This is a genomic window from Paracoccus liaowanqingii, assembly GCF_004683865.2.
GTDB classification, from domain to species: Bacteria; Pseudomonadota; Alphaproteobacteria; order Rhodobacterales; family Rhodobacteraceae; genus Paracoccus; species Paracoccus liaowanqingii.
Genome location: NZ_CP038439.1, coordinates 1,491,123 through 1,507,070 on the forward strand (window position 1 = coordinate 1,491,123; position 15,948 = coordinate 1,507,070).

Consider the following 15,948-nt stretch of genomic DNA (forward strand, 5'->3'; position numbering starts at 1 on the left):
CGACCCGATGAAGCTGACCTCGACCGCGCTGCCCTCCTCGGACCAGTTCCGCGCCAATCGCGACGCCCATCTGGCGCTGCTGGCGGATGTGCGCGCCGTGGCCGAGGCCGCCGCCGCCGGGGGCGGCCCCCGCGCGATGGAGCGTCATACCGCGCGCGGCAAGATGCCCCCGCGCGAACGGGTGGCCAACCTGCTGGATCCGGGCAGCCCCTTCCTCGAGGTCGGCGCCACGGCGGCGCATGGCCTCTACGACGGGGCGGCGCCGGCAGCGGGCGTGATCGCGGGCGTGGGCCGGGTGCATGGGCAAGACGTGATGGTCGTGGCCAATGACGCCACCGTCAAGGGCGGCACCTATTACCCGATGACCGTCAAGAAGCACCTGCGCGCCCAGGAGATCGCCGAGGAATGCGGGCTGCCCTGCCTCTATCTGGTCGACAGCGGCGGCGCGAACCTGCCCAACCAGGACGAGGTGTTCCCCGACCGCGACCATTTCGGCCGCATCTTCTTCAACCAGGCCCGGATGAGCGCCGAGGGCATCCCGCAGATCGCCGTGGTCATGGGCTCCTGCACCGCGGGCGGCGCCTATGTGCCGGCCATGTCGGACGTCACCATCATCGTGCGCGGGCAGGGCACGATCTTTCTGGCCGGGCCCCCGCTGGTCAAGGCCGCCACCGGTGAGGTGGTGACCTCCGAGGATCTGGGCGGCGGCGACGTGCACACCCGCCTGTCGGGCGTGGCCGACTATCTGGCCGAGGATGACGCCCATGCGCTGGCCATGGCGCGGCGCGCGGTCGCGAACCTGAACCGCCGCCGCCCCGAGACGGTGCTGTGGCAACCTCCCGAGCCCCCGGCCTTCGACCCCGACGAGATCCTGGGCGTGGTGCCTGCCGACCTGCGCACGCCCTATGACATCCGCGAGGTGATCGCCCGCATTGTCGACGGCAGTCGCTTCGACGAGTTCAAGGCCCGCTTCGGCGAGACATTGGTCACGGGTTTCGCCCATGTCGAGGGCTGCCCCGTGGGGATCATCGCCAACAACGGCGTCCTCTTCAGCGAGGCCGCGCAGAAGGGCGCGCATTTCATCGAGCTGTGCAGCGCGCGCAACATCCCGCTGGTGTTCCTGCAGAACATCACCGGCTTCATGGTCGGCCGCAAGTACGAAAACGAGGGCATCGCCCGCCACGGCGCCAAGATGGTGACGGCGGTGGCCACGACGAACGTCCCCAAGATCACCATGCTGGTCGGCGGCAGCTTCGGCGCGGGCAATTACGGCATGGCGGGCCGTGCCTATTCGCCGCGCTTCCTGTGGACCTGGCCCAACAGCCGCATCGGCGTCATGGGCGGCGAGCAGGCGGCGGGCGTCCTGGCAACCGTGCGCCGCGACGGGATCGAACGCCAGGGCGGCACCTGGCTGCCCGAGGAAGAGGCCGAGTTCAAGCGCCCCACCGTCGAGATGTTCGAGCGCCAGTCCCACCCGCTCTATGCCTCGGCGCGCATGTGGGACGACGGGATCATCGACCCGCGCCGCTCGCGCGAGGTGCTGGCCCTGTCGTTGCGCGCCAGCCTGAACGCGCCCATCGAGCCGACCCGCTTCGGCCTCTTCCGGATGTGAGGGTGGAGATCTCGGATGCCTCCGGCGGGGATATTTCAGTGAAGAAGAACTCCCGCACCGCGCCCCGCCCTTCATCTTGGCGCAAATATCCTGCGGGGGTCCGGGGGCGCAAAGCCCCCGGCGCCCTCCGCCCGTCCCCGCCCCCTGACCCTGCCTCCCGCGGAAGGTGCTGACATGTTCGACAAGATCCTGATCGCCAACCGGGGCGAGATCGCCTGCCGCGTCATCGACAGCTGCCGCCGCTTGGGCATCGCCACCGTGGCCGTCTACTCCGACGCCGACCGCGCCGCCCGTCATGTCGAGATGGCCGACGAGGCGGTCCATCTGGGCGGGCCGGCTCCGGCCGACAGTTACCTGCGCGCCGACCGCGTGATCGCCGCCGCACGGGCCACCGGGGCACAGGCGATCCATCCGGGCTACGGTTTCCTGTCCGAGAACCCGGATTTCGTCGATGCGGTCGTGGCGGCGGGGCTGGTCTTCATCGGCCCCTCGGCCAGCGCGATCCGGGCGATGGGGCTCAAGGACGCGGCCAAGGCGCTGATGGAACAGGCCGGCGTGCCCGTCGTGCCCGGCTATCACGGCGCGAACCAGGATGCGGACTTCCTGCAGGACAGGGCGGCGGCGATCGGCTATCCGGTGCTGATCAAGGCGGTGGCCGGCGGCGGCGGCAAGGGAATGCGGCGCGTCGACGATCCCGCGCAGTTCCGCGATGCGCTGGACAGCGCCCGCTCCGAGGCGCAGGGCGCCTTCGGCAACCCCGCCGTGCTAATCGAGAAATACATCCTGCAGCCCCGCCATATCGAGATGCAGGTCTTCGGCGACGGGACCCGCGCCGTGCATCTCTACGAACGCGACTGCTCGCTGCAGCGCCGCCACCAGAAGGTCATCGAGGAAGCCCCGGCCCCCGGCATGACCCACGAGGTCCGCCGCGCGATGGGCGATGCTGCCGTCCGCGCCGCCGAGGCCATCGGCTATGCCGGCGCGGGCACGATCGAGTTCATCGTGGACGGCGCCCATGGCCTGCGCCCCGACGGCTTCTGGTTCATGGAGATGAACACCCGCCTGCAGGTCGAGCATCCCGTGACAGAGGCGATCACCGGCATCGACCTGGTCGAATGGCAGTTGCGTGTCGCCTCGGGCGAGCCCTTGCCCGCGCGGCAGGAGGATCTGACCATCACCGGCCATGCCTTCGAGGCGCGCCTCTATGCCGAGGACGTGCCCGCGGGCTTCCTGCCCGCCACCGGGCGCCTGTCGCATCTGCACTTTCCCGACCATGCCCGGATCGAGACCGGCGTGCGCCCCGGCGACACGATCAGCCCGTGGTACGATCCGATGATCGCAAAGGTCGTGACCCATGCGCCCACCCGCGCCATCGCCCTGCGCGCGCTGGAACAGGCGCTGGTCGATACCGAGGTGGCGGGCTCGGTCACCAATCTGGATTTCCTGATCGCGCTGACCAGGCATGATGGTTTCCGCAGGGCCGAGGTCGATACCGGCCTGATCGCCCGCGACTTGGATGCGCTGATCGAGGGGCGCGCGTCGGACCATCGCGCGCTGGTGCTGGGCGTCATCGGACTGGCGGGGCTGGCCGACCCCTCCGTGCAGGGCGGCACGACCCTGTGGCAGCCCCTGCGCCGCACCATTGCCTGGGAGGGCGGCGCGGCGATCCTTGAGGTGCAGGGGCCGGGGGCGGCCATCGTCACGCTGGACCGACCCCATCAGGTGCGCTGGCAGGGGGGTCGCTGGTGGGTCGACGGCGATCTCTGCCGCGAGCGGATCGTCGCCCATGCGGCGGGGGTCAGCGTCTTCGGCGGGCGGGTGGTGCATCTGGTCCCGCTGGACCCGCTTGCGCGGACGGGTGCCGCCGAGGGCGGCGACGGGCTGACGCGATCCCCCATGCCGGGGCTGGTCAAGGCGGTCCATGTCACGGCGGGCCAGACGGTCGCGGCAGGCGACCGCCTGGCCGTGCTGGAGGCGATGAAGATGGAACACAGCCTGACCGCCGCCCGCGACGGGACCGTGGCCGAGGTGCTGGTCCGCGCCGGCGATCAGGTCGAGGCCGGGGCGGCGCTGATCCGGCTGGAGGACCCCGCCGATGGCTGAACGGGTCGAGATCTTCGAGATGGGCCCCCGCGACGGGCTGCAGAACGAACGGCGCCTGATCCCCACCCCTGGCAAGATCGCGCTGGTCGATCTGCTCGGCCGCGCGGGGTTTGCCCGGATCGAGGTGACCAGTTTCGTGCCGCCCGCATGGGTGCCGCAGATGGCGGATGCCGCGCAGGTCATGGCGGGCATCGCGCGGTCGCCCGGCTCCCGCTATGCCGCGCTGACCCCGAACCTGCGCGGCTATCACGCGGCCCGGGCGGCGGGGGCGGATATCGTGGCGATCTTCGCCAGCGCCTCGGAGGGCTTCAGCCGCGCCAACCTGAACGCCTCCATTGCCGACAGCCTCGCGCGGCTGGCGCCGGTGGCCGAGGCGGCTCGCGCCGACGGGGTGGCCCTGCGGGGCTATGTCAGCGTGGTGACCGACTGTCCCTTCGACGGGCCGACGCCGCCGCATTCCGTGGCCCGCGTGGCCGCCGCCCTGCGCGACATGGGCTGCATCGAGATCAGCTTGGGCGACACGATCGGGCAGGGCCGCCCCGAGACCGTCGATGCCATGCTGGCCGCCGTGCTGGACGACCTGCCGCCCGAACGGCTGGCGGGGCATTACCACGACACCGCCGGAAGGGCGCTGGCCAATGTCGATGTCAGCCTGGCGCGCGGGCTGCGGGTCTTCGACGCCGCCGTGGGGGGCCTGGGCGGTTGTCCTTACGCGCCCGGCGCTGCGGGCAATGTCGCGACCGAGGCGCTGGCCGCGCACCTGGCCGCGCGGGGCTTCGATCATGGCCTCGACATGGACATCATCCACCGCGCCGCCGCCATGGCCCGCGCGCTGAGGGAGGCCCCCGATGCCTGACACGATCCGGATCGACACCGACCCGCGCGGCGTGGCGACCCTCTGGCTCGCCCGCCCCGACAAGCACAATGCCCTGTCGCGCCAGATGATCGACGAGCTGACCGAGGCGGCGGAGAGCCTCGGCGCCGACCCCCAGGTCCGGGTGGTGGTGCTGGCCGCCCAAGGCGCCAGCTTCTGCGCGGGCGGCGATCTGGCTTGGATGCGCCAGCAGATGCAGGCCGACGCAGAGACGCGGCGCGAGGGCGCCCGCGCACTGGCCGGGATGCTGTCGGCGCTGAACCTCATCCCCAAGCCGCTGATCGCGCGAGTGCACGGCAATGCCTTCGGGGGCGGCATCGGCATGATGGCCGTCAGCGACATCGCCATCGCCGCAAATTCCGCCAAATTCGGCCTGACCGAGGTGCGCCTCGGCCTGATCCCCGCCACCATCGGACCCTATGTGCTGGCCCGGATGGGCGAACCCGCCGCGCGCAGGGTCTTCTTCTCGGCGCGCATCTTCGACGCGCCCGAGGCGGTGGTGCTGAACCTCGCCGCCCGCAGCGTCGCGCCCGAGGATCTGGACGCCGCCATTGAGGCCGAGATCGCGCCCTTCCTGCAGGCTGCCCCTCGGGCCGTGGCCGCTGCCAAGGCGCAATGCCGCGCGCTCGGCCCGCGCATCGACGTCGCCGCCATCGAGGACAGCATTGACCGCCTGGTCGCCACCTGGCAGGGCGCCGAGGCCGCCGAGGGCATCACCGCCTTCTTCGACAAGCGCAAGCCCGCTTGGCAAAGCTGACCTCCAACGCCCCCCATATCTTCTTCACGCAAATATCCCGGGGGGGATCGCCGCAAGGCGATGGGGGGCTGGCCCCCCTTTTGTTCCCCGGCCCCCACCCCCGACACCCGCCCATGAAAAAGCCCGCCGCGCGGATGCGTGGCGGGCCGATTCTGTCAGGCGCAGATCACATGCCCTGATACAGCGGGAAGCGGGCGCACAGCTCGGCCACCTCGGCACGGACCTTCGCCTCGACCTCGACATTGCCCTCTTCGCCATGGGCGGCCAGGCCGTCGACGACCTCGACGATCCAGCGGGCGATCTGGCGGAACTCGGGCTCGGCAAAGCCGCGCGTGGTGCCGGCGGGGGCGCCGAGGCGGATGCCCGAGGTCACGAAGGGCTTCTCGGGATCGAAGGGCACGCCGTTCTTGTTGCAGGTGATGTGGGCGCGGCCAAGGGCTGCCTCGGTCGCCTTGCCGGTCACGCCCTTGGGACGCAGGTCGGCCAGGCACAGGTGGTTGTCGGTGCCGCCCGAGACGATGTCGATGCCGCCCTTCATCAGCTCGTCCGCCATGGCGGCGGCATTCTTGACCACCTGCGCCGCATAGGTCTTGAACTCGGGGCGCAGCGCCTCGCCGAAGGCCACGGCCTTGGCGGCGATCACATGCATCAGCGGTCCGCCCTGCAGGCCCGGGAAGACGGCAGAGTTCACCTTCTTGGCGATGTCGGCGTCGTTGGTCAGGATCAGACCGCCGCGCGGCCCGCGCAGCGACTTGTGCGTGGTCGAGGTGACCACATGCGCATGCGGGATGGGCGAGGCATGCACGCCGCCCGCGACCAGGCCCGCGATATGGGCCATGTCGACCATCAGATAGGCGCCGACCTCGTCCGCGATGGCGCGGAAGGCGGCCCAGTCCCAGCTGCGGCTGTAGGCGGTGCCGCCGGCGATGATCAGCTTGGGCTTGTTGGCGCGCGCGCTCTCGGCGATCGCCTCCATATCCAGCATCTGGTCCTGCGGACGCACGCCATAGCTGACCACGTTGAACCACTTGCCCGACATGTTGACCGGCGATCCGTGCGTCAGGTGCCCGCCCGAGTTCAGGTCGAGGCCCATGAAGGTGTCGCCGGGCTGCAGCAGCGCCAGGAACACGGCCTGGTTCATCTGGCTGCCGCTGTTGGGCTGCACGTTGGCATAGGCGCAGCCGAACAGCTCCTTGGCGCGCTCGATCGCCAGGTTCTCGGCGATGTCGACATACTGGCAGCCGCCGTAATAGCGCTTGCCGGGATAGCCCTCGGCATACTTGTTCGTCAGGACGGAGCCCTGCGCCTCCATCACGGCGCGGCTGACGATGTTTTCCGAGGCGATCAGCTCGATCTCGTCGCGCTGGCGGCCCAGTTCCTGGGTGATGGCCTTGGCGATGTCGGGGTCACGGCTGGCCAGGGTTTCGGTGAAGAAGCCGTTGTCGCGGTGGGGTGCGTTCATCGGTCTTGCGTCCTTTGTGACTGAAAGGCGGGGTTGGCGCGTTCTACCGCAACGACGCCCTTGCGGAAAGTGACAAAACGACCCGCCGCGCCGCCGATGCGACCTGCGCGCGGGGCCCGCGCAAGGGGCCTTGCGCACGGGGCTTGCCATCGCGGGCCTGGGGCGTGATGGTGCGGGTCCATCACGGGACAGGACCATGACGCCCAGGATCCACTTCACCGCCAGCCAGGCGGATGCGGCCCTTGCCGCCCGCGCGGCGCTGGTCGCGCGCTATGGCGATGCCGGGCCGGAGCGGGCCGAGGTGGTCGTGGCGCTTGGCGGCGACGGGTTCATGCTGCAGACGCTGCATGCGACGCGGGCGCGGGGGCTGCCGGTCTATGGCATGAACCGGGGCACCGTGGGCTTCCTGATGAACGTCTATGCCGAGGACGACCTGCCCGCGCGCGTGGCCGCCGCCGAGGAGACGGTCATCAACCCGCTGCGGATGCGGGCCACCTGCGCCGACGGCACCTGCCACGAGGCGCTGGCCATCAACGAGGTCAGCCTGCTGCGCGAGGGCCCGCAGGCCGCCAAGCTGCGCATCCATGTCGACGGGCGGTTGCGGATGGAGGAACTGGTCTGCGACGGCGCGCTGGTGGCCACGCCCGCGGGCTCGACCGCCTACAACTATTCCGCCCACGGCCCGATCCTGCCCATCGCGTCCGAGGTGCTGGCCCTGACGGCCATCGCGCCCTTCCGCCCGCGCCGCTGGCGGGGGGCGCTGCTGCCCAAGGCCGCCGAGGTGGTGGTCGAGGTGCTGAACCCCGAACGCCGCCCGGTGATGGCCGATGCCGACAGCCGGTCGGTGCGCCATGTCACCCGGGTCGAGATCCGCAGCGCGGGCGACATCCGCCACCGGCTGCTGTTCGATCCCGGCCATGGGCTGGACGAGCGCCTGCTGCGCGAACAGTTCGTCTGACAGCTCAGCCCGCGCAGATCTGCTGCAGCGCCAGCCATTGCGCATCCGTCAGCAGGTCGGCGGGCTCGACGCCGGCGCGGATCGGGTCGGCCTCGATCAGCGGCAGGACGGCGGCGCCGGTCGGGTCGATGCTGCGCGCATAGGGTTCGGTCGACAGGCCTAGGGGCGCGAAGGCCGGGGGCAGGGCGGCCAGATCGGGACGGGGGACGGGTCCGGCCAGCATCGCCTCGCCCAGACCCTCCATCGCGTCCCGGGGCAGGGTGCCAAGCGTCATCAGCCGCAGCGAGGCCATCAGCCCGGCATGGCGCAGCGCGTCCAGGGTGACGGCCTTGTCTTCGACCGCCAGCCGCGTGGCGACCAGATGGCCGGCGGCGGCCTCGGGGCCCGGCGCGGTGGTCAGCAGGTCGCTGCCCAGCACGTACAGATCGCCAGGCAGGCGGCGCGCGCCGTTCAGGGGGCCGGGCACCACCTGGATCAGGGCATCGGCGCCGATGAGGTCGGGCGACATCCAGTCCAGCACCTGCTGGCCCGAGGTCCGGCGGCAGACTGCGCCCGCGCTGCGCTCCAGATCGGCCAGCACCGCCAGCCCGACATTGCGGGCCTGCGCGGGCGGCGCGATGCGGGCGGCATGGCGGATCAGCGCGTCGGGCAGCCAGAAGACCAGCCCGGCCAGCATCACCAGCACGGCCGCCCCGGTGACCACGCCCCGCAGCCGACCGGGCGTGGCGCGATGCGCGGCGATGGCGCGCTGCACGCGCTCGATCGCCTCGATCATCAGCGGATCCTCGATCTCGACGGTCTCGTCGGGCGCGGTGCTGCTGGGGGTATAGAGCGCGGGCAGGCGCCCGGGATTGAGCCGCGTCACCGCCGGCAGCGACCAATGCGACAGGGGCCGGTCGGATTTGGGGTCCATCATCGTCAGTGTCGCCTCGCCCACCGACACGATCACCTCGCGCAGGCGGGCATCGGGACGCTCGCGCCACGATCCCTGCGCCTCGAGGCGCTGGAATTCGGTCAGGGCGGTGGAGGAAGTCATGAAGTCAGCATGGTCTGGGCGCATCCCGTGGCGTCAGCAGACCATAGCGTCGCGCCGCATCGGGTCAATGCGGCGCGACGAATCCCGAACGGATCATTCCGCTTCTGCGGCGATCTTCATGCCCTTTTCACGGGCGAGGACGCGCATGCGCTCCTGCAGCTTCTCGAAGGCGCGGACCTCGATCTGGCGGATACGCTCGCGCGAGACGCTGTAGCGGGTGGACAGATCCTCCAGCGTCATCGGGTCGTCGCGCAGGCGGCGCTCCATCAGGATGTCCTTTTCGCGGTCGTTCAGCACGTCCATCGCGGCGACCAGCATGCGGCGGCGGGTGTCCAGCTCCTCGGTCTCGGCATAGGCCTCGGCCTGGTTGGCATCGGTATCCTCCAGCCAGTCCTGCCACTGCGCCGCCGATTCCCCGTCGCCCGAGCCGACCTGCGCGTTCAGCGAGGCGTCGCCCCCCGACAGGCGCCGGTTCATGTCGACGACCTCTTTCTCGGTCACGTTCAGCTCGGTCGCGATCTGGGCGACGTTCTCGGGGCGCAGATCGCCCTCTTCCAGCGCGCCGATCTTGGACTTGGCCTTGCGCAGGTTGAAGAACAGCTTCTTCTGCGCGCTGGTGGTGCCCATCTTGACCAGCGACCAGGACCGCAGGATGTATTCCTGGATCGAGGCGCGGATCCACCACATCGCATAGGTGGCCAGACGGAAGCCGCGCTCGGGATCGAACCGCTTGACCGCCTGCATCAACCCGACATTGGCCTCGCTGATGACCTCGGCCTGCGGCAGGCCGTAGCCGCGATAGCCCATGGCGATCTTGGCGGCCAGACGCAGGTGGCTGGTGACCAGCTGATGTGCGGCGGCGCTGTCCTCGTGATCGGCCCAGGCCTTGGCCAGCATGTATTCCTGCTCGGGCTCCAGCAGGGGAAACTTGCGGATCTCCTGCAGATAGCGGTTCATCCCCTGTTCGGGGCTGGGGGCGGGCAGATTTGCATAGGTGGCCATGAGGAATGCCTTTCACTGAAACCCGGTAACGCAGCCTTGGACATGGGGGTTCCGGGCCGACATGTCGCAGCGGGGGAACCGAGCAATGTGGGGCCGCCCCGGCACCGCGTCAAGAGGCCGCGGCACCGATCCCGCGCAGGCGGTCCAGCAGCGTCTGCATGTCGGCGGGCAGGGGGCTGTCGAAGCCCATCTCGACCCCGCTGACCGGGTGGACGAAGCCCAGATGCGCCGCGTGCAGGGCCTGGCGCGAAAAGGCCTGCACCTCGGCTGCCACCGATCCCAGCACGCGGGTCGAGGCCTTGCGCGCGCCGCCATAGACCGGATCGCCGATCAGCCCCAGCCCGGCATGGGCCATGTGGACGCGGATCTGGTGGGTGCGCCCGGTTTCCAGCCGGCATTCGACCAGCATGGCGACGGGCGGGGTGCCGAACCGTTCCAGCAGCCGGGCGCGGGTGACGGCATGGCGGCCCTTGTCGACATGGACCGCCTGCTTCTGGCGGTCGGTCGGGTGGCGGGCCAGATGGGTGGCGATTCGCAGCACGCCGCCCTCCTCGAAGCTGACCCCGGGGGTGGCGCGCAGGCGCGGGTCGGCGGCGTCAATCACCCCATGGGCCAGCGCCAGATAGCGGCGGGTCGCGCTGTGCGCCTCGAACTGGGCGGCCAGCCCGTGATGGGCGCGGTCGGATTTCGCCACCACCAGCAGGCCCGAGGTGTCCTTGTCGATGCGGTGCACGATGCCCGGGCGCTTCTCGCCGCCGATCCCCGACAGCGAATCGCCGCAATGGGCCAGCAGCGCGTTGACCAGCGTGCCCGAGGGGCTGCCCGGCGCGGGATGGACGACCATGCCCGCCGGCTTGTCGATCACGATGAGGTCATCGTCCTCATGCGCGATGACCAGCGGGATCGCCTCGGGGCGGGTGTGCACCTCTTCGGGCGGGGCCAGGGCGATATGGTATTCCTGCCCCTCGGCCACGCGGGCCTTGCCGTCGCGGGCCGGGCCGTCGGGGCCGGTGACGGACCCTTCGGCGATCAGGCGGGACAGGCGCGAGCGCGACAGGGCCGCCTGCTCTGGCACCGCCAGCGCAAGGGCCTTATCAAGCCGGTCGGGCGGGTTGGCCGGGATGGTCACGGAAAGGATCGACATGGGGCAGGATGATACCGAATGGAAGCGCGCCGCGAAAGAGGTCCCGGAGCTGCGCTTTCTGAAGACGCTGGTCACGGGACTGACGCTGATCATGGGGGTGGGGATGGTCGCCGTCGTGGCGCTGCTGTGGATGCGGCTGAACCAGCCGGTGCTGCCGGACCTGCCAAGCAGCATCGTGCTGCCCGAGGGCGTCCGACCCGCCGCGATCACCTTCGCCACCGACCGGATCGTGGTGGTGACGCAGACCGACCAGGTGCTGGTCTATGACCGGGCGGGCGAACCCGTCGGGCAGTTGCAGCTTCAGCCCTGAGGCGTGGTGCGCCCGGCTTCCAGCGTGTCCAGCCGCGCCTTCAGCTCGGCATTCTCGGTGCGGGCCTTGATCGCCATCTCGCGCACAGCCTCGAACTCCTCGCGGGTCACGAAGTCGCGGTCGGCCAGCCAGCGGTCGATCCAGCCCTTCATGGCGGTCTCGGCCTCGGTGCGGGCCCCCTGGGCCACGCCCATGGCATTGGTCATCAGCTTGGACATGTCGTCGAAGAAACGGTTTTGCGTGGTCATGTGAAAGGCCCCTTGGCTTGCGTTGCGTCCTATATGGTCCGGGGGGCGCCCGGGTTCAATGTGTTGACACCACGGCCGCGGGCACTAGCGTGCGCGCCACATTCCAGCGAGGCCTCATGATCCCCTTTCCCGATATCGCTCCCGAGATCTTCACGATCACCCTCGGGGGGTTCTCGCTGTCGCTGCGCTGGTACGCGCTGGCCTATCTGGCGGGGCTGATCATCGGCTGGCAGGTGATCGCCGCGATGATGCGCCGCCCCGCGATCTGGGGCGGCACGCCGCCGACCGAAGCCGACCGGGTGGACGACCTGCTGACCTGGGTCATCCTGGGGGTGATCCTGGGCGGGCGCTTGGGCTTCGTGCTGTTCTACGAGCCCGCCCACTACCTTTCCAACCCGGCGCAGATCCTGATGGTCTGGCAGGGCGGGATGAGCTTTCACGGCGGCTTCGCGGGGGTGATCGTGGCCACCTGGATCTGGTCGCGGGCGCAGGGCGTGCCGGTGCTGCGGCTGGCCGACGCGATGGCCGTGGTGGCGCCCATCGGCATCTTCTTCGGCCGCCTCGCCAACTTCATCAATGCCGAGCTGTGGGGCCGCCCCACCGACCTTCCCTGGGGCGTCGTCTTTCCGGGCGATGCCGCGCAGGCCTGCCCCGGCGTCGTCGGTCCCTGCGCCCGCCATCCCAGCCAGCTCTACGAGGCCGGGCTGGAAGGGCTGGTCCTGGGCCTGATCCTGTGGGCCGTGGTGCGCGCGGGCGGGCTGCGGCGCCCGGGGCTGGCCTTCGGGATCTTCCTGGCCGGATATGGGCTGGCCCGCATCTTCGTCGAACTGTTCCGGGTCGCGGATCCGCAGTTCATCACGCCGGACAATCCGCTCGGGCACGTTCTGGGCGGGCCGGTGATCGGGCTGACCATGGGGCAGGTGCTGTCGCTGCCCATGGTGCTGATCGGGCTGGCGCTGATCTGGCGGGCCCGCGCCCGGCCGCCCCGGACGACATGACGCCTCTGGCGGGCATCATCGCGGCGCGCATCCGCGCGACGGGGCCGATCGGGCTGGCCGAATACATGCGCATCTGCCTGATGGACAGTCGCCACGGCTATTACGCCACCCGCGATCCCTTCGGGGCGGCGGGCGACTTCACCACCGCCCCCGAGATCCACCAGATGTTCGGAGAGATGTGCGGGCTGGCCTTAGCGCAGGCTTGGCTGGATCAGGGGCGGCCCGCGCCCTTCACCCTGGTCGAGCCGGGGCCGGGGCGCGGCACGCTGATGGCCGACATGCTGCGCGCGATCCGGGTGGTGCCCGGCATGGCGGATGCGGCCCAGGTCGCGCTGATCGAGGCCTCGCCCCATCTGCGTCAGGTCCAGAGGGACCGCTTGGGCGATGTCCTGCATCTCGACGGCATCGAGGATCTGCCGGACAACCCGCTGTTCCTGATTGGAAACGAGTTCATCGATGCCCTGCCCATCCGGCAGTTCCAGATGACCCCCGAGGGCTGGCGCGAGCGCATGGTCGGCCTGTCGGATGATGGCCTGCGCATGGGCCTGGGGCCGGTCGTCCCCCTGAACCGTCCCGGCCAACCCGGCGACATCGTCGAGGATTGCGCCGAGGGCGCCGCCTTTGCCGAGGCGCTGGCGCGGCGCATCGCGGCGCAGGGCGGGGCGGCGATCCTGATCGATTACGGCGGCTGGAACGGCTATGGCGACACCTTCCAGGCGCTTCGCAACCACGCCCCCGAGGATCCCCTATCCCGGCCCGGAGAGGCCGACCTGACCGCCCATGTCGATTTCGCCGCACTGGCGGCTGCAGGTCTGCGGGGCGGGGCGGTCGTCTCGCGCCCCGTGCGGCAGGGGGACTGGTTGGAAGCACTCGGCGCGCCCGCCCGGGCGGCGCGGCTGGCGCAGGCGGGGGACACGGGCGCGATGGCCGCGCTTCGACGCTTGACCGATCCGTCCGAAATGGGTCACCTGTTCAAGGCCATCGCGTTCTGGCCCACGGGCGCCCCGCCCGTGCCCGGTTTCGAGGCGCTGGAGGCCCATGCAGACGACGCTTGAAATACTGACCCATCCGCTGCTGTCGGGCACGACGCATGGCTTCTTCACCCGCAAGGGCGGCGCCTCGTCGGGGCTGTTTGCCGGGCTGAACTGCGGGCGCCGCTCCACCGATCAAAGCGACATGGTGCAGGTCAACCGTGCCCGCGTGGCCGATGCGATGGGCGTGGGCGCGGGGCATCTGGCGACGGTGCGGCAGGTCCATTCCGCCGATGTGGTGACACTGGCCGAGGACACAGACATTGATACCGTCCGCGACACCGATGCCGACGGGCTGGTGACGGCACGGCGCGACGTGGCGCTGGCGGTGCTGACCGCCGATTGCCAGCCGATCCTGCTGGCCGATGCCGGCGCAGGCGTCGTGGGGGCCTGTCACGCGGGCTGGCGTGGCGCGCTGAACGGCGTGATCGAGGCGACGGTCGCGGCAATGCAGGCGATTGGCGCCCGCGAGATCCGGGCGGTGATCGGCCCGACCATCAGCCAGCGCGCCTATGAGGTCGGCCCCGATTTCATGGACAACTTCCTGACGGAAGACGCTGAGTCGGAACGGTTCTTCAGCGGCGGCCCGCAGGGGCGGCCGATGTTCGACCTGCCCGCCTTCGGCCTGTCGCGGCTGCGGGCGGCGGGGGTCGAGGCGGAATGGTCGCGCCATTGCACCTATTCCGACCCGGACCGCTTCTTCAGCTACCGGCGTGCCACGCATGAGGGGCAGGCAGACTACGGGCGGCTGATCAGCGCGATCTCGCTCTAGCCTGCCTCGCGGACGCGTTCCTCGACGATCTCGAAGGGCACGGCGGGCTCGTCCTTGGCGCCCCGGATCACCAGCGAGGTCTTGACCGAGGCGACGTTCGGCGCGGCCGTCAGGCTGTTCGTCAGGAAGCGCTGGAAGGTCGACAGGTCGGGCGAGACGCATTTCAGGATGAAGTCGATCTCGCCGTTCAGCATGTGGCATTCGCGGACCAGCGGCCAGCCCATGACCCGCGCCTCGAAGGCCGACAGGTCGCGTTCGGATTGCGAGGCCAGCCGCACCATGGCAAAGACCTGCACCTCGAATCCCAGCTCGCGGGCGTCGATCAGCGCGTGGTAGCCGCGGATGTAGCCCAGTTCCTCCAGCGTGCGGACGCGACGCAGGCAGGGCGGCGCGGAAATGCCCACGCGGCGGGCCAGTTCGACATTGGTCATCCGGCCATCGGCCTGAAGTTCGGCCAGGATCTTGCGGTCGATGTCGTCGAGTTTGGCGCCAGCCATGAGGATCTTTCTTCTGTTCGATCGCGGCGTTTGCGGAAACTACAATGACGCCCCCGTGGGCGCAACAATCTTTCTGTTGCTGCCGCAAGGCGGGCATGCGTTGCAGTCGACCGCGTGAGGCACTACCTCATGCACAAACCGTGAAAGGGGCGCAAGATGACCGAACGCAGCCATGTGAAATTGTTGATCGTGGGGTCGGGCCCCGCGGGCTATACCGCCGCCGTCTATGCCGCGCGCGCCATGCTGGAGCCGATGCTGATCCAGGGCATGCAGCCCGGCGGACAGCTGACCATCACCACCGAGGTCGAGAACTGGCCCGGCGAGATCGAGATCCAGGGCCCCGAGCTGATGGTGAAGATGGAGGCCCATGCCAAGGCGATGGGTGCCGAGATCGTGACCGATCTGGTGACCTCCCTGGACCTGCAAAGCCGCCCCTTCACCGCGACCTGCGACAGCGGGCGCGTCGTGACGGCGGATGCGGTGATCCTGGCGACCGGCGCGCAGGCGCGCTGGCTGGGCCTGCCCTCCGAGGAGCAGTTCAAAGGCTTTGGCGTCAGCGCCTGCGCCACCTGCGACGGGTTCTTCTATCGCAACCGTGAGGTCGTGGTGATCGGCGGCGGCAACACGGCCGTCGAGGAGGCGCTGTTCCTGACCCGCTTCGCCAGCAAGGTGACGCTGGTCCATCGCCGCGACAGCCTGCGGGCCGAGAAGATCCTGCAGAACCGCCTGTTCGCCCATCCCAAGGTCGAGGTGATCTGGAACAGCGAACTGGCCGAGGTGACCGGCGGCACGACGCCCATGGGCGTCACCGGCGCTCTGCTGCGCGATCTGCGCGACGGAACTATGCGCGAGATCAAGGCGGACGGCGTCTTCGTGGCCATCGGCCACGCGCCCGCCAGCGAACTGGTCGCGGGCCAGCTGGAGCTGCACAACGGCGGCTATGTGAAGGTCGAGCCGGGCAGCACCCGTACCTCGATCCCGGGCGTCTTCGCCGCGGGCGACCTGACCGACCACATCTATCGCCAAGCGATCACCAGCGCGGGCATGGGCTGCATGGCCGCGCTGGATGCCGAGCATTTCCTGGCCGCCGAGGGCGAGATCGAGATCGTGCCAGAACCCCTGGTCGCGGCCATCTACTGATCCG

General features: G+C 70.1%; 16 protein-coding genes. 10 read left to right on the forward strand and 6 right to left on the reverse strand.

Annotation, left to right across the window (positions count from 1 at the left end):
• The first annotated feature begins 7 nt into the window (after window positions 1-7).
• The 4 genes from E4191_RS07145 to E4191_RS07160 all read left to right on the forward strand — a co-directional run bounded on the left by E4191_RS07145 (window position 8) and on the right by E4191_RS07160 (window position 5,346).
• Window positions 8-1,612 carry a carboxyl transferase domain-containing protein gene (locus E4191_RS07145; protein ID WP_135312799.1) on the forward strand — a complete coding sequence of 535 codons (1,605 nt, stop codon included), beginning with the start codon at window positions 8-10 and terminating at the stop codon, window positions 1,610-1,612.
• A 174-nt stretch (window positions 1,613-1,786) separates the two neighbouring features.
• The gene (locus E4191_RS07150) at window positions 1,787-3,715 is read left to right on the forward strand and encodes an acetyl/propionyl/methylcrotonyl-CoA carboxylase subunit alpha (RefSeq protein ID WP_135312800.1); all 1,929 of its coding nucleotides are present in this window, start codon (window positions 1,787-1,789) and stop codon (window positions 3,713-3,715) included.
• Complete coding sequence (locus E4191_RS07155) at window positions 3,708-4,571, forward strand: hydroxymethylglutaryl-CoA lyase (protein ID WP_135312801.1); 864 nt, start codon at window positions 3,708-3,710, stop codon at window positions 4,569-4,571. The genes E4191_RS07150 and E4191_RS07155 overlap by 8 nt, the downstream gene beginning before the upstream one ends.
• Window positions 4,564-5,346 (forward strand): crotonase/enoyl-CoA hydratase family protein, encoded by a 783-nt coding sequence (locus E4191_RS07160; RefSeq protein WP_135312802.1) that lies wholly within the window; start codon window positions 4,564-4,566, stop codon window positions 5,344-5,346. The genes E4191_RS07155 and E4191_RS07160 overlap by 8 nt, the downstream gene beginning before the upstream one ends.
• A gap of 166 nt (window positions 5,347-5,512) precedes the next feature.
• Here E4191_RS07160 and glyA read toward each other — a convergent pair whose 3' ends face one another.
• Window positions 5,513-6,808: a serine hydroxymethyltransferase gene (glyA, locus tag E4191_RS07165; RefSeq protein ID WP_135312803.1), complete on the reverse strand. Its 1,296-nt coding sequence runs from the start codon at window positions 6,806-6,808 to the stop codon at window positions 5,513-5,515.
• A 196-nt stretch (window positions 6,809-7,004) separates the two neighbouring features.
• Here glyA and E4191_RS07170 point away from each other — a divergent pair, with 196 nt between their 5' ends.
• Complete coding sequence (locus tag E4191_RS07170) at window positions 7,005-7,766, forward strand: NAD kinase (RefSeq protein ID WP_135312804.1); 762 nt, start codon at window positions 7,005-7,007, stop codon at window positions 7,764-7,766.
• Window positions 7,767-7,770: 4 nt separating this feature from the next.
• Here E4191_RS07170 and E4191_RS07175 read toward each other — a convergent pair whose 3' ends face one another.
• From E4191_RS07175 to E4191_RS07185, 3 genes are all read right to left on the reverse strand, one after another.
• Complete coding sequence (locus E4191_RS07175; RefSeq protein ID WP_135312805.1) at window positions 7,771-8,802, reverse strand: hypothetical protein; 1,032 nt, start codon at window positions 8,800-8,802, stop codon at window positions 7,771-7,773.
• Between the two features lie 93 nt (window positions 8,803-8,895).
• Window positions 8,896-9,804, reverse strand: coding sequence for an RNA polymerase sigma factor RpoH (rpoH, locus tag E4191_RS07180; RefSeq protein ID WP_135312806.1), 909 nt, complete (start codon window positions 9,802-9,804; stop codon window positions 8,896-8,898).
• 109 nt (window positions 9,805-9,913) lie between these two features.
• Window positions 9,914-10,948 carry an RluA family pseudouridine synthase gene (locus E4191_RS07185; protein ID WP_135312807.1) on the reverse strand — a complete coding sequence of 345 codons (1,035 nt, stop codon included), beginning with the start codon at window positions 10,946-10,948 and terminating at the stop codon, window positions 9,914-9,916.
• On the opposite strand from E4191_RS07185, the gene E4191_RS07190 reads away from it, so the two are divergent.
• Window positions 10,947-11,258: a DUF6476 family protein gene (locus tag E4191_RS07190; RefSeq protein WP_135312808.1), complete on the forward strand. Its 312-nt coding sequence runs from the start codon at window positions 10,947-10,949 to the stop codon at window positions 11,256-11,258. The genes E4191_RS07185 and E4191_RS07190 overlap by 2 nt on opposite strands.
• Here the strand turns inward: E4191_RS07190 and E4191_RS07195 are convergent.
• Entirely contained in the window at window positions 11,249-11,506 is a 258-nt protein-coding gene (locus E4191_RS07195) for an accessory factor UbiK family protein (RefSeq protein WP_135312809.1), read from the reverse strand. The genes E4191_RS07190 and E4191_RS07195 overlap by 10 nt on opposite strands.
• Before the next feature lie 116 nt (window positions 11,507-11,622).
• Here E4191_RS07195 and lgt point away from each other — a divergent pair, with 116 nt between their 5' ends.
• The 3 genes from lgt to pgeF are packed head-to-tail and all read left to right on the forward strand — an operon-like array spanning window position 11,623 to window position 14,307.
• A complete protein-coding gene (gene lgt, locus E4191_RS07200) occupies window positions 11,623-12,504 on the forward strand; it encodes a prolipoprotein diacylglyceryl transferase (protein ID WP_135312810.1) in 882 nt (293 codons plus the stop codon).
• The gene (locus E4191_RS07205; protein WP_135312811.1) at window positions 12,501-13,559 is read left to right on the forward strand and encodes a class I SAM-dependent methyltransferase; all 1,059 of its coding nucleotides are present in this window, start codon (window positions 12,501-12,503) and stop codon (window positions 13,557-13,559) included. Before lgt ends, E4191_RS07205 begins: the two co-directional genes overlap by 4 nt.
• On the forward strand, window positions 13,543-14,307 hold the full coding sequence (gene pgeF, locus E4191_RS07210) for a peptidoglycan editing factor PgeF (protein WP_135312812.1): 765 nt from the start codon (window positions 13,543-13,545) through the stop codon (window positions 14,305-14,307). Before E4191_RS07205 ends, pgeF begins: the two co-directional genes overlap by 17 nt.
• Here the strand turns inward: pgeF and E4191_RS07215 are convergent.
• Window positions 14,304-14,804: an Lrp/AsnC family transcriptional regulator gene (locus E4191_RS07215; protein ID WP_135312813.1), complete on the reverse strand. Its 501-nt coding sequence runs from the start codon at window positions 14,802-14,804 to the stop codon at window positions 14,304-14,306. The genes pgeF and E4191_RS07215 overlap by 4 nt on opposite strands.
• Window positions 14,805-14,960: 156 nt before the next feature.
• Between E4191_RS07215 and trxB the strand changes: the two genes are divergently transcribed.
• On the forward strand, window positions 14,961-15,944 hold the full coding sequence (gene trxB, locus E4191_RS07220; protein WP_135312814.1) for a thioredoxin-disulfide reductase: 984 nt from the start codon (window positions 14,961-14,963) through the stop codon (window positions 15,942-15,944).
• Window positions 15,945-15,948 lie beyond the last annotated feature (4 nt).